The 13,406-nt window shown below is 39.0% G+C and carries 13 protein-coding genes, 2 tRNA genes and 1 pseudogene; 9 read left to right on the top strand and 7 right to left on the bottom strand.

Features of this window, described 5'->3' with window-relative positions; genetic code table 11:
* Window positions 1-381: 381 nt before the first annotated feature.
* Window positions 382-513: pseudogene (locus AC4PG5_RS11620) on the top strand (transposase); the annotation flags it as partial.
* Between the two features lie 121 nt (window positions 514-634).
* Here the strand turns inward: AC4PG5_RS11620 and AC4PG5_RS11615 are convergent.
* From AC4PG5_RS11615 to prmC, 7 genes are all read right to left on the bottom strand, one after another.
* Window positions 635-719 (bottom strand) — tRNA-Leu (locus tag AC4PG5_RS11615).
* A gap of 15 nt (window positions 720-734) precedes the next feature.
* A tRNA-Gly gene (locus AC4PG5_RS11610) sits at window positions 735-807 on the bottom strand.
* 160 nt (window positions 808-967) lie between these two features.
* Window positions 968-2,308 carry an argininosuccinate lyase gene (gene argH / locus AC4PG5_RS11605; protein WP_492029045.1) on the bottom strand — a complete coding sequence of 447 codons (1,341 nt, stop codon included), beginning with the start codon at window positions 2,306-2,308 and terminating at the stop codon, window positions 968-970.
* Between the two features lie 18 nt (window positions 2,309-2,326).
* Window positions 2,327-2,737, bottom strand: coding sequence for an SRPBCC family protein (locus tag AC4PG5_RS11600; RefSeq protein WP_492029044.1), 411 nt, complete (start codon window positions 2,735-2,737; stop codon window positions 2,327-2,329).
* A gap of 87 nt (window positions 2,738-2,824) precedes the next feature.
* Window positions 2,825-3,463, bottom strand: coding sequence for an orotate phosphoribosyltransferase (gene pyrE / locus AC4PG5_RS11595; protein ID WP_492029043.1), 639 nt, complete (start codon window positions 3,461-3,463; stop codon window positions 2,825-2,827).
* A gap of 78 nt (window positions 3,464-3,541) precedes the next feature.
* Window positions 3,542-4,021: a regulatory protein RecX gene (locus AC4PG5_RS11590; RefSeq protein WP_492029042.1), complete on the bottom strand. Its 480-nt coding sequence runs from the start codon at window positions 4,019-4,021 to the stop codon at window positions 3,542-3,544.
* A gap of 7 nt (window positions 4,022-4,028) precedes the next feature.
* Window positions 4,029-4,865: a peptide chain release factor N(5)-glutamine methyltransferase gene (gene prmC / locus AC4PG5_RS11585; protein WP_492029041.1), complete on the bottom strand. Its 837-nt coding sequence runs from the start codon at window positions 4,863-4,865 to the stop codon at window positions 4,029-4,031.
* Between the two features lie 50 nt (window positions 4,866-4,915).
* Here prmC and ribD point away from each other — a divergent pair, with 50 nt between their 5' ends.
* The 8 genes from ribD (at window position 4,916) to AC4PG5_RS11545 (ending at window position 13,303) form a co-directional block, all read left to right on the top strand.
* Complete coding sequence (gene ribD / locus AC4PG5_RS11580) at window positions 4,916-5,962, top strand: bifunctional diaminohydroxyphosphoribosylaminopyrimidine deaminase/5-amino-6-(5-phosphoribosylamino)uracil reductase RibD (RefSeq protein ID WP_492029040.1); 1,047 nt, start codon at window positions 4,916-4,918, stop codon at window positions 5,960-5,962.
* 139 nt (window positions 5,963-6,101) lie between these two features.
* Window positions 6,102-7,457: a BamI family beta-barrel-assembly machinery protein gene (gene bamI, locus AC4PG5_RS11575; protein WP_492029039.1), complete on the top strand. Its 1,356-nt coding sequence runs from the start codon at window positions 6,102-6,104 to the stop codon at window positions 7,455-7,457.
* Window positions 7,458-7,487: 30 nt separating this feature from the next.
* A complete protein-coding gene (locus AC4PG5_RS11570; RefSeq protein WP_492029038.1) occupies window positions 7,488-8,222 on the top strand; it encodes an isoprenyl transferase in 735 nt (244 codons plus the stop codon).
* A 27-nt stretch (window positions 8,223-8,249) separates the two neighbouring features.
* Window positions 8,250-10,895: a BamA/OMP85 family outer membrane protein gene (locus tag AC4PG5_RS11565; RefSeq protein WP_492029037.1), complete on the top strand. Its 2,646-nt coding sequence runs from the start codon at window positions 8,250-8,252 to the stop codon at window positions 10,893-10,895.
* A 26-nt stretch (window positions 10,896-10,921) separates the two neighbouring features.
* On the top strand, window positions 10,922-11,437 hold the full coding sequence (locus AC4PG5_RS11560; RefSeq protein WP_492029036.1) for an OmpH/Skp family outer membrane protein: 516 nt from the start codon (window positions 10,922-10,924) through the stop codon (window positions 11,435-11,437).
* 62 nt (window positions 11,438-11,499) lie between these two features.
* Window positions 11,500-12,015: an OmpH/Skp family outer membrane protein gene (locus AC4PG5_RS11555; protein WP_492029035.1), complete on the top strand. Its 516-nt coding sequence runs from the start codon at window positions 11,500-11,502 to the stop codon at window positions 12,013-12,015.
* 150 nt (window positions 12,016-12,165) lie between these two features.
* On the top strand, window positions 12,166-13,014 hold the full coding sequence (gene murI, locus AC4PG5_RS11550; protein WP_492029034.1) for a glutamate racemase: 849 nt from the start codon (window positions 12,166-12,168) through the stop codon (window positions 13,012-13,014).
* Window positions 13,015-13,078: 64 nt separating this feature from the next.
* The gene (locus AC4PG5_RS11545; protein WP_492029033.1) at window positions 13,079-13,303 is read left to right on the top strand and encodes a DUF2007-related protein; all 225 of its coding nucleotides are present in this window, start codon (window positions 13,079-13,081) and stop codon (window positions 13,301-13,303) included.
* Window positions 13,304-13,406: the final 103 nt, after the last annotated feature.

The following is a 13,406-nucleotide window of genomic DNA, read 5'->3' as shown; positions in this document are numbered from 1 at the left end:
TGATTACTTTAAGAGATAAAATTAAATAGACACTCTGATAAAACAGAATTTGACTTTTTTTTAAAAAAAATAGCTTTCTTGAAAACATCACGAGATTAATTCAAGAACAAGAAACTCCAAAAGAGAGTTTAAACTCATAGAAAGCTACAAGCAAAGAAACATAGGATTAGGAATCAGTCACACTAGGACTTATGAAGTATAAGATAAGTCCATCACAATAAGGAATATTAAAACAAGAAGCATGTTATTTAAGTCTATACACTTAGTACTAAATATCATAATCAACATATCAGCCGCAAACTTAACCAAACTGGCGCATTAGTACGACAAGGTTGCAAATCAGGACCTTTATTTTTTGCTACAATAACAAGAATCGTAGCTTTCTTCAAGAATCGTGCAACTAATGCGGCCAGCGAATCTTTTAATGCAAAAATAAAGCAGTTCAGGGCACAACTCAGAGGAGTCAGGGATGTGGCATTCTTCTTATTCAGACTATCTAAAATTTATGCTTAACAGGACAATCCCTCAGAATTTCGGTATGATCCGGTATGATCCTGAATTGATCCTATTTAAGAGAAAAGGAGACATAAAAAAAGCGCTAATCATCTTAAAATAAGATATTAGCGCTTTTTTGTACTCGAAGGGGGACTTGAACCCCCACAGCTGCAATAGCCAAGGGATTTTAAGTCCCTCGTGTCTACCGATTCCACCATTCGAGCATCCTTTCAAAGAAGAGCGGAAAACGAGACTCGAACTCGCGACCCTAACCTTGGCAAGGTTATGCTCTACCAACTGAGCTATTTCCGCGTTTTTTTAACGGATGCAAAGATAAGGACTTTGTATCATTTCACCAAACTTTTTCAAAGAAAAATGCGGCAATAATTTATTTTTCGTCGACAAAAAAGCCCAACATCCTCTTTATCAGCAGAAAAGAAAATATCGGGCCATTCGGATATTATACGGCTGCTCAACGTAGAAGTAAAGCCTTCTCAGCAGCAACCATCTCATCAAAGGCAAAGCCATCAACGGTCTTTTGCATTAATGCCGTAATCTGGTCATTACACAAGCGACCAATACTACCTTCGTGAGTATGATCTACTTTTTTATTATGAGTGAATTGTCCGGCTTCAATATCAAGTCCAACTTTTTTATAAGCGTCGCGGAACGGCATTCCTTCACGAGCCAAGCGGTTGACCTCTTCAACACTAAAGATCAGAAGGTATTTGTCATCATCAAGTATATGCTCGTTCACCTTTATTTCATTCATAATATAGGTCGTCATGTTCAAGCAATCTTTCAATTCATCAAAAGCGGGCAAGAACACTTCCTTGATGATTTGCAGATCACGGAAGTAACCTGAAGGCAGATTATTCGCGATCATCATGATTTGTTGAGGAAGCGACTGTATTTTATTACATTTGGCACGAGTCAGTTCAAAAACATCGGGATTCTTCTTATGAGGCATAATACTCGAACCCGTGGTACATTCATCAGGAAGCTTCACAAATCCAAAGTTCTGGCTATTGAACAAACAGGCATCAAAAGCGAGCTTAGAAATTGTTCCGGCAATAGAAGCCAAAGCAAAGGCTACATTACGCTCCATCTTTCCACGCCCCATCTGCGCGTAAACCACATTATGATTTAACCCGTCAAAACCTAACAATTCGGTCGTCATCGTTCGATTCAAAGGAAAAGAAGAGCCATATCCTGCGGCAGAGCCTAAAGGATTACGGTTACACATTTTAAATGCAGCTTGAAGAAATAACATATCGTCGACCAAGCTTTCAGCATAAGCTCCAAACCATAAACCAAACGAAGAAGGCATTGCTATTTGCAAATGCGTATATCCCGGCATTAGCACCTGTTTATAAGCCTCACTTTGCTTAATGAGCACCGCAAACAGATCCTCGACCATCTCTGCAACCTCTTTAAGCTGAGTGCGCGTAAAGAGTTTAAGGTCGAGTAGAACCTGATCATTACGAGAACGACCGCTATGAATTTTCTTACCGACATCTCCCAGACGGCGAGTCAACATTAACTCGACTTGCGAGTGAACATCTTCCACCCCATCTTCAATTATAAACTCACCGCGTTCAGCCGAAGCATATATCTCCCGCATTTCAGCGAGTAATTGTTCTAGCTCGAGTGAAGTCAGCAATCCGATACTTTCCAGCATCGTAATATGAGCCATAGACCCTAGTACATCGTGCTTCGCCAAATAAAGATCCATCTCACGATCACGGCCGACCGTAAATTTCTCAATATCTTGATTCACTTGAACAGATTTTTCCCAAAGTTTCTGTGCCATAATTATTGATCTTATCGATTAATACTGTATCATCGAAAGCATATCCGCCATCTTTTCAAGGCCTTCTTGAAGAGGTTTCTGAACCATCGCTTTCATAAAAGGATTAACTTCAACGCCGATAGTAATCTTCAGCTTACATTCTTCATCAGATGCCGGAACCAACTGTATCCACATATTAAAAGGCAGAGGCGACTTAACCGCTTCTAACTTAATACACTTTGGGGATTCACGTTCAATAATTTTCAGAGTCAAGTCTCCTACCGGTGACACATTAATAGACAAACTATCAGAATCAAAGCTAAGATTCTTGATTTTATCTTGCGGTAACCGATCTTTTATCGACTCTAGGTTATTCAAATCAGAGAGCTTGTCATACACACGCTCTTGATTAAAAGGGATCACTTTTACGCTACTTTCAAACTTTACCATATCGATTTTATATGAAAAGAAGGATTATTCGAACTGCAAGCAGCCCAAACACCCCTTCTTCATTATACCTAGTTGTAAAAATATTACTTATTTATCAATATCCCAATGAGCAGGATCTTTACGCCATTCATTTAAAGTCGCAATATCTCCTTCTTCAATATATGCCGTACGAAGAGCTACATCCAACACAGCCTCGTAATTAGTCAATGTAACCAAAGATACTTTAGCATCCTTGAATGCCTTTTCTGCTACCGGGAATCCATAAGTGAAAGCAGCAACCATACCAATAACATCACAGCCATCACGACGAATCGCTTCTACAGCCTTAAGACTGCTTCCGCCAGTAGAGATCAAGTCTTCCACCACTACAACTTTCATACCAGGGCGAAGTTCACCTTCAATAAGGTTTTCTAAACCATGATCTTTAGGAGTAGAACGTACATATACAAAAGGTAGATTTAAAGCATCAGCGACCAATGCTCCTTGCGGAATAGCCCCTGTAGCAACACCTGCGATGGCATCTACCTCACCAAATTCTTCTAAAATAAGACGTGTTATTTCTACCTTAACAAAATTACGAAGAGAAGGATACGACAGAGTCTTACGATTATCACAGTAGAATGGAGATTTCCATCCTGACGCCCAAGTAAACGGATTATTCGGCTGGATCTTTATCGCCTTAATCTTCAACAATTTCTCTGCAAACAGTCTCTCTAAGTTTTTCATAACCAAACTAACTATTAATGATTTGCTGCAAAAATACGGAAATAGTACGAGAATATAAAAAAAGGAATTATTTATTTTTTAGAGATTCTCTTCATCGTAGTCGACCTCAACATCAAGACAACGCTTAATATCTTTGAATTCGAAACCGCGACTTAAAGCGAAACGTATTAGTTTTTGGTTTAAGTCATAGTCATCCTTAGCAGATATACTTTTGCGTTTACTAGTTATTAAGGAACGTAACACCTCTAAGTAATCCGATTCGTCGAGTGCCGATAAATGCCGCCAAGCCATTTCTGAGGGAATCTTCTTCATATAAAGTCCCTGAGCTATTTTTTGCTTCCCCCACTTGGAAAAACGAAACTTATCATTTACAAATGCGCGACAATAGCGTTCATCATCAAGGAACCGTTCTTTCACTAAATAATCAAGAATACGTCGTACCCCGTCGTAAGGCAGCCCCCAGCGCTGAAGTCTTTCCTGTACATCAGCTTTACAACGCTCAGCCGACGAACAATAGGCCGCTATCTTGCACAATGCATTTTCTTCTGTTATCTCCATACCTGATCTATTTTTTTGCTACAACAATCCGATCATTTCCATAAAAGTCTTTAATCAAACGAAGATCAATATATTCAAAATGCCGCAACATTTCAATCGTAGCTTCTCCATAAACTTGATTAATCTCAAAATAGAGTTCTCCGTCATCAACTAAAAGAGATCGCCCCAACTGCGCTATCGTGCGATAAAAGATCAAAGGATCGTTATCGGGGACGAACAGAGCTCCATTGGGTTCCCATTCAGTTACATTAGCCTCCATATTTCCTCTCTCGCTTTCAGCAATATAGGGCGGATTACTGACTATAACATGATATATGGGTCGATCACTAGGCAATGCCTGAAGCACATCTTGACAAACAAATCGAACTTGCCCACCTAACACTTGATTATTCTCTTCAGCAACAGCCAAAGCTTGATTTGAAATATCCCAAGCCTCCACTTCCGCTCCCGGTAAATCCAAATCTAAAGAAATAGCGATGCATCCGCTACCAGTACCAATGTCTAAAATCCGAGAGTTACCCGGATGTTCTTGTTCAATCAGGCTCACTAGCTCGTGAGTTTCAGGGCGCGGTATAAGTACATCAGGCGTGACTTTAAACTGACGTCCACCAAACATTGCAGACCCAAAGATATATTGTATAGGCTCTTTTTTTTGCAAGCGCAAAAGAATGTTTTCCAATTCCCCATATTCGCTTTCAGATAATTTAATATCTTTGCCCATATAAAGATCTGTTGCATTCAACCCAAAGCGGTCACAGCAAATCATCATTGATAAAGCTTTAACCTCCGCAGATGAATAATAAGGCTCTAATGCCTGACGAATCTGTAATAATATAGGATGCATAATCTATAATTTTTCATGCAAAAATAGAAAGAATTAATCTAAGGCTAAGAATGAAAGAAGAAAAATATATGAAGCGGTGCATACAACTGGCTCGCAATGGAAAAGGTTTCGTAGAACCTAACCCAATGGTCGGCGCCGTCATTGTTTGCAACGATCGCATAATCGGAGAAGGGTATCACAGGCATTACGGCGAAGCACATGCCGAGGTTAATGCCATCAATTCAGTCACCGATCAGACTTTATTAAAACAATCGACCATATACGTTAGTTTAGAGCCTTGCTCTCACTACGGCAAAACCCCGCCTTGCGTTGACTTAATTATAAAAAAGGGAATTCCGAGAATCGTAATTGGTTGTCAGGATCCATTTCCGGAAGTTGCTGGCAGAGGGATCAAAAAGCTTAAAGATGCAGGCAAAGAGGTCATTGTGGGAGTTCTCGAAAAAGAATGCAAAGAACTAATCCGTGAATTCATCACCTTCAACACCCTAAGACGTCCTTATATCACGTTAAAGTGGGCCGAATCGGCAGATCATTTTATGGATCTCAATCGAACAGAGGGATCACCCGTTATCTTATCATCTCCACTAACAGCAATGCTGGTGCATAAAAAACGCTCTGAATCAGCCGCCATCATGGTAGGTACCCGTACGGCTTTACTCGACAACCCTCAGCTCACCGTTCGTCATTGGGCAGGGAAAAATCCGACACGCATTGTGATCGATCGTTATCTGTCTCTTCCCAAAACGTTAAGTCTATTTGACGACACCACACCTACAATTGTTTTTACAGAACAAACAAGTGGCATTAACACCTCAAGAACATCCTATATCACGTTGGATTATACCAAACTAGTATTGCCACAAGTCATCCACCATCTCTATCAATTAAAATTGCAAACGCTATTTGTTGAAGGAGGCAGCCAATTGCTGCAGTCGTTCATAGATAGCAATCTGTGGGATGAAATTTATATAGAGCGATCGCCAATCAAGCTCCATTCCGGGGTTAAGTCACCCGAAATGATTAAAGCCCCCGATGCAACGACTGATTCCTACTTCGGGCGAGAGATCTGGCATTTTCATAACAACAATGGAGAATAAAACAGGGCAAAAAACGCATTTTGTGGTTTTAAAACCCTATTATTATCTATAATTTTATATAAATCTTCACAGTAATCTTCTATTTAGGAAAAATTGTTTCTATTTTTGCAACTTGTAAATAACACACAATCATCTAAAAATGAGAATAAAATTTCTATCATTAATCGCCGGCCTTTTCATGAGCTCAGCATTCATGACATCATGCCTTAATAATGACACCGAGATTAGCTATAGTCCTGATGCTACTATAAAAGGATTCGAACTAGATTCCGTACATCACGTTTCTTATGAGTTTACGATCGACCAATTAAAAGGCGAAATTTACAACATCGACTCTATGCCGGCACACGCCGATACTATTATTGATAGGATCTTAATTAAAAAAATAACAACTGCATCTAGTGTCATCACAGTAAAAAGCAGTGATGGGCAAAGAGATTCCATTATAAACATCAACGACTCTATCGATTTTAGAGGTACTATGGAAACCCCCATGAAAATTACAGTATGGGCACCTGATATGCAGAACAAGAAAGATTATAGAATAAGCGTTAGAGTACACCAACAAGATCCGGATTCTTTAAATTGGGGAACAACGCCTATGGCAGTAGCTCCCATTAACGGACCTCAAAAAGCGATCATCCTAAATGATAAAATCATTATCTTTTCCTCAGATAACCAAAAGATCTACAGTTCGATGATTTCTGATGGACATACTTGGACAGCTCAATCCTTGACAGGTATGCCAACCAACTTTAAGCTATCATCGATCATTGCTTTTGGCGAAAAGCTCTATACAGTAACTGAAACAGGAGAAGTTTATCAATCAGATGCAGCAGGACTTGTTTGGAGCAAACATGAAGGATTAAGCCAACATAAAGTAAACAGCCTTATTGCTATTTTCCCAATCTTAGAAGGGGCTTCAGGTTCTGCAGAACTGGGTATCGCCGGTATTATTAATGAAGAAGGAACGTTCAAATTTAACAGAACGAATTCAACCGCGACGCTTTGGAGTGAATCGATGGGAGAAAGCGTTCCGGAAGACTTTCCAATCAATCACTATTCATCAGATGTCTTTTTGACTAAGACCAAAACGCTTAATGTCGCGCTAGTCGGAAATACCAGAAGCGGTTTAGAGAATGACACGACAACAATCGTCTGGACTTCAGAAAACGGCAAGGCTTGGTATCCGATGCGCATTTCCGGCAATAAGACTTGTCCCAAATTTGAAAGTCCTTCTGTAATGCAGTATAATAATAAATTTTATATCTTTGGAAAAGGTTTTGAAACGTTCTATGAGTCAACAACTCTTTTATATTGGAATGAAGTAACTGAAAAATTTTTGTTCCCTAAATGGACGTTAACCCCAGAAAGTGTAAAACCAGACTATTCAATGGTTGTTGATCGCAACCACTTTATTTGGCTAATGACTGGACAACCGTTAAATGAGGTTTGGAGAGGAAGAGTCAACAAACTTGGATTCATCAGACAATAAACGAAGTTCTAACAAGTGGATCTCAGAAAGATGTCTTATACAGAACAAATAGATAAAAACAGAATACCTCAGCATATTGCCATCATAATGGATGGCAATGGGCGTTGGGCAAAACAGCGAGGCCATGAACGAAGTTACGGACACCAAGCCGGTGCTCAGACCGTTCACACGATCGCAGAAGAGGCTGCAAACCTCGGCGTTAAATATTTAACATTATATACGTTCTCAACAGAAAATTGGAACCGTCCGTCGGATGAGATAGAAGCGCTAATGAACCTCCTACTCGATTCAATAGAAGAAGAAACATTTATAAAGAATAATATTAGCTTTCGAGTGATTGGAGATATTAAAAAATTACCAATCAATGTACAGCAGCGCTTAGACAGTTGCATAAACAATACTAAAGGTAACACAGGTATGTGTTTGGTTTTAGCCCTTAGTTACTCTTCTCATTGGGAAATCACGGAAGCTGTGCGCCAGATTGCAACAAAAGTCAAAACAGGAGAACTGGAACCTGAAGCCATCACCGACAATTGTGTAAAAGCGCATTTGTCGACACATTTCATGTCCGATCCGGATTTATTGATCCGTACCGGCGGTGAAATACGCCTAAGCAATTATTTGTTATGGCAAGCAGCTTATTCAGAACTCTATTTCTGCGAGACTTTTTGGCCGGATTTTGATAAAGAAGAGCTATTGAAAGCAATAGCTGATTATCAAGCCAGAGAACGCCGATTTGGAAAAACTAGTGAACAAGTAAGTTAAAAACTCAACATCTAATATATAACATAAATGCATAACCGTATTAACTTTATATTCGCATCACTAATTTGTCTCTTTGCATTCAGCACTCCAAGCATAGCACAAGAGGACAATACAGAAAAAGACAAGCCAGTAATTTTATATTCGGGAACTCCTCGAAAATATGAAATTGCAGATATCAAAGTAGAAGGCGTAAAAAACTATGAAGACTATGTACTCATTGGATTGTCAGGCCTATCTGTAGGGCAAACAATTTCAGTACCAGGAGATGAGATTACAGGTGCCATCAAACGATATTGGAGACATGGATTGTTTTCTAATGTACAGATTACTGCTGAGAAAATAGAAGGCACTAAGATATGGTTAAAGATCAATCTGACTCAACGCCCTAGAATTTCTGAGGTACGTTATCATGGGATAAAGAAGTCAGAGCGGACGGACCTGGAAAATAAACTTGGGATGGTAAAAGGAATGCAAATAACACCTAACACCATCGATCGTTCCAAAACACTGATCAAAAGATACTTTGACGATAAAGGCTTTAAAAATGCAGACGTTATTATTTCTCAGAAGGATGATCCTAACAATGAGAATCAAGTGATAGTAGATGTAGACATTGATAAAAAAGAAAAGATTAAAGTCCATCAAATCACCATTGATGGCAATCAAGCCATTAAAACTTCTAAGTTAAAACGAGTGATGAAAAAGACCAACGAAAAAAACAAATTGGTCAATATCTTCCGTGCAAAGAAATTCGTCACTGAGAACTTCGATGCCGATAAGCAATTGATTATAGATAAATATAATGAACTTGGATATCGCGATGCTGTAATCTTAAAAGACAGCATCTCACAATACGACGAGAAGTCAATCGATATCTATATGAAAATAGACGAAGGACAGAAATATTACTTACGCAATGTCACCTGGGTAGGAAATACGCTCTATCCATCAGAACAGCTAGACTATATGCTTCGCATGAAGAAAGGTGATGTTTATAATCAAAAGCTACTGAATGATCGCATCACCACCGACGATGATGCTATCGGTAACCTTTATTACAATAATGGTTACCTATTCTACAACCTAGATCCAGTTGAGGTAAATATCGTAGGAGACTCTATTGACCTTGAGATGAGAATCTTTGAGGGCAGACAAGCCACAATCAATAAGATTAATATTAGCGGAAATGATCGATTGTACGAGAACGTCATTCGCCGTGAGTTAAGAATACGCCCCGGACAACTCTTCAGTAAAGAAGACCTTATGCGTTCTATGCGTGAAATCCAACAAATGGGACACTTTGACCCAGAAAAGATACAACCGGATATCCAACCGGATCCAAACAATGGTACAGTAGATATTAGCCTACCATTAACCTCAAAAGCGAATGACCAAGTCGAATTCTCAGCAGGATGGGGACAAACCGGTATCATTGGTAAGTTAAGCTTAAAGTTTACAAACTTTTCTGTAGCCAACTTGCTACACCCAGGTGAAAACTATCGTGGCATCTTACCACAAGGTGACGGTCAGACTCTAACCATTAGCGGACAAACCAATGCTAAATACTATCAATCTTATAGCATTTCATTCTTTGACCCTTGGTTTGGAGGAAAACGCCCGAACTCATTCTCTGTATCAGCATTCTATTCCGTTCAAACAGATATTAGTAGCCAATACTACAATTCTAATTACTTTAATAACTACTATAATAGCATGTATAGCGGATATGGAGGATATGGAATGTACAACTACGGCAATTACAACAACTATGAGAATTACTACGACCCTGACAAGTCCATCAAGATGTGGGGATTGTCAATTGGTTGGGGTAAACGTTTGAACTGGCCGGACGACTATTTCACTTTATCAACTGAATTGTCATTCCAACGCTATATGCTAAAAGATTGGAAATATTTCCCGGTAACCAATGGTAATTGTAACGACTTAAATTTCAGTTTAACTTTAGCTCGAAACTCTATAGACAACCCGATCTTCCCAAGATCAGGATCGGATATCTCCTTGTCAGTACAGTTCACCCCACCATACTCATTATTTGACGGCAAAGATTATAAAGGTTATTATAATGAAGATGGATCGATCACACAAGATAATATGAACCGTCTCCATCGATTTATCGAATATCACAAATGGAAATTCAAGGCTAAAACCTATACTCCATTAATGGATATGGTTGCTCATCCAAAATGTCTCGTATTAATGACTCGTACGGACCTTGGTTTAGTCGGACATTATAACAAATACAAAAAGTCGCCATTTGGCACATTCGACGTTGGAGGAGATGGTATGACTGGCTACTCAAGTTATGCAACGGAAAGTATTGCTTTACGTGGATATGAGAATAGCGCATTAACCCCATACGGACAAGAAGGCTATGCATATGCCCGTTTAGGATTAGAGCTTCGTTATCCATTGATGCTAGAAACTAGTACCAACATTTATGTATTGGGATTCCTTGAAGCAGGTAATGCTTGGCATGATATTAGTAAATTCAATCCATTCGAACTTAAACGCTCAGCTGGTGTTGGTGTCCGTATCTTCTTACCAATGATTGGTATGATGGGTATCGACTGGGCTTACGGATTTGACAAAATAAACGGTTCAAAAAGCCAAAGCGGAAGTCAGTTCCACTTTATCTTAGGACAAGAATTCTAGAATGTTTTACCTAAAGCAAGATGATTATGAAAAAAGTTATTTTTAGTTTATTGCTTTTATTCACAGTGAGTTTAACATCTAATGCACAGAAATTTGCACTGATTGATATGGAATATATTTTAAATAACATTCCAGAGTATAATCAAGCAAATGAAGAAATTCAGAAAGCAACAAAAGAGTATCAAAACAAAGTCGAAGCCGTCATCAAAGAAGCGCAAGTTCTATTTAAAGATTATCAAGCACAAGCTTCAAAGTTCTCGGCTGTACAAAAGACACAAAAAGAAGATCAAATTGTAGCTAAAGAGAAAGAAGCTGCAGAACTAAAAAAACAATATTTCGGACCGGAAGGCGAACTAGTCAAGATGCGTGAAAAGCTTATGCAACCCATTCAAGACAATATTTATGCAGTCGTAAAACAACTGTCTGAGCAATACAACTACAGCATCGTTCTTGATAGAGCATCAGCTTCGAGCATTATCTTTGCCTCTCCTAAAATAGACATCAGCAATGAAGTTTTAGCAAAACTAGGATATTCAAATTAATTTCCTACATTTGCACATGAGAACCATTAAACAGTAATCTTTAAAAATTAAATTATAAAACTATGCTTAAAAAAATTGCGCTGATCATTTTGTTTGCACTTCCAGTAGGAGCCTTTGCACAAAATCTTAAATTTGGTCATATCAATGCCCAAGAAATTATTACGGTAATGCCGGAATATACTAAGGCTATTGCAGATCTTCAGGCTTTGGAAAAGAAATACACTGCCGAACTAGAAAGAACTCAAGGTGAATTCAATAAAAAATATCAAGAATTCCAACAAGCAATGGCGAAAGATTCATTGCCAGCTAACATTGCAGAAAGAAGACAAAAAGAATTGCAGGACATGGCTCAAAGACAAGAGCAATTCCAACAAGAGGCTTCTCAAGGTATGCAGAAAGCACAAGGAGAAATGATGGCTCCTATCTATAAGAAGTTGGACGATGCGATCAAAGCTGTAGGAGCTGCAGAAGGTGTTGTTTACATTTTCGACTTAGCAAGAACTCAGATTCCTTACATCAACGAAGCACTAAGCATCAACCTAACTACAAAGGTAAAAACTCATCTCGGTATTAAATAAAAAGGAATACAAGAGATAACCTTATACACAAAAGGATAAAGAAATTTTTTTCTTTATCCTTTTTTTATTTACAGCCCATCTATTTGTTTTACAGTAATCGGCCGTATTTCATTTTTTTTATCTAAGTTTGCAGTATTCAAACTAGGTATTATGACAGCAAATAAAAGGTTACCTCAGCAGCCAGGTCCCATCGGAGTATTCGACTCCGGATATGGAGGACTAACCATTCTCAGCAAGATTAGAGAAACATTACCACAATATGATTATATCTATTTAGGAGACAATGCCCGTACCCCATATGGCACACGCTCGTTCGAGGTCGTCTATGAGTTCACCCTTCAAGCTGTGAAAAAGCTCTTCGAGATGGGATGCCATCTAGTCATCTTAGCCTGTAACACAGCTTCAGCAAAAGCGTTGCGAAGCATACAAATGAATAATCTACCAGAGCTTGATCCCCAACGACGCGTGTTAGGTGTTATCCGTCCAACCGTAGAGTGTATCGGACAGATCACTCAAAGTGGGCATGTCGGTGTATTGGCAACCTCCGGTACCATTAAATCTGACTCCTATCCATTAGAGATTAAAAAGCTTTACCCCCAAATGGAAATAACCGGCGAGGCTTGTCCAATGTGGGTCCCTTTAGTTGAGAACAATGAAGCCGAACACGAAGGAGCTGATTATTTTATTCAAAAACATATCCACCAATTGCTAAGTAGAGATCCTAAAATTGATACGATCATTTTAGGTTGCACACACTACCCTTTGCTATTGCCCAAAATTCGAAGATACGTTCCAAACGACGTCGCAATTATAGCACAAGGTGAATACGTGGCCCATAGCCTGGAAGACTATCTGGCTCGTCACCCTGAGATAAAAGAACGATGCACGCAAGGGGGACAATGCCGATTCTTAACCACAGAGTCGGAGGATAAATTTATCGAGTCTGCCTCCACCTTCTTAAACGAATCGATCACCGTAGAACGCATCACACTCGAATAAGTAGACTCAACAAAGTCGCATCAAGTTCTGTTATATAAAGACTAACATTTTAATACAATAAATTATGAATAAGACCGATCAATCAAAATCCGTAGAAGTATTTTCCGGTTCCTCATGGGAAGCCGAGATCATTAAAGGGTTGTTAGAGAGTAATGGTATACGTTCGGTAGTAAAAGATGGCATCTTAGGCACCTTAGCCCCATATATTGCGCCGGCTGTATCCCTTTTAGTTACAGAAGAAGATTATGAAGAGGCCAAAAAAATCATAAGCGAAAAGGATACTGAATAATTTTCATCCAAGAAGCGGAACATCAACAATGATCAGGTCATCCCAATCCCATGGAGTGATCTGATGTTTTTTTATCACAAAACGAGCCCAATTTATAGACAAG

This window comes from Bacteroides sp. QWL-09 (genome assembly GCF_058683585.1).
The sequence above is the reverse complement of the archived record's forward strand: the minus strand, read 5'-3'. Positions and strand labels throughout refer to the sequence as shown.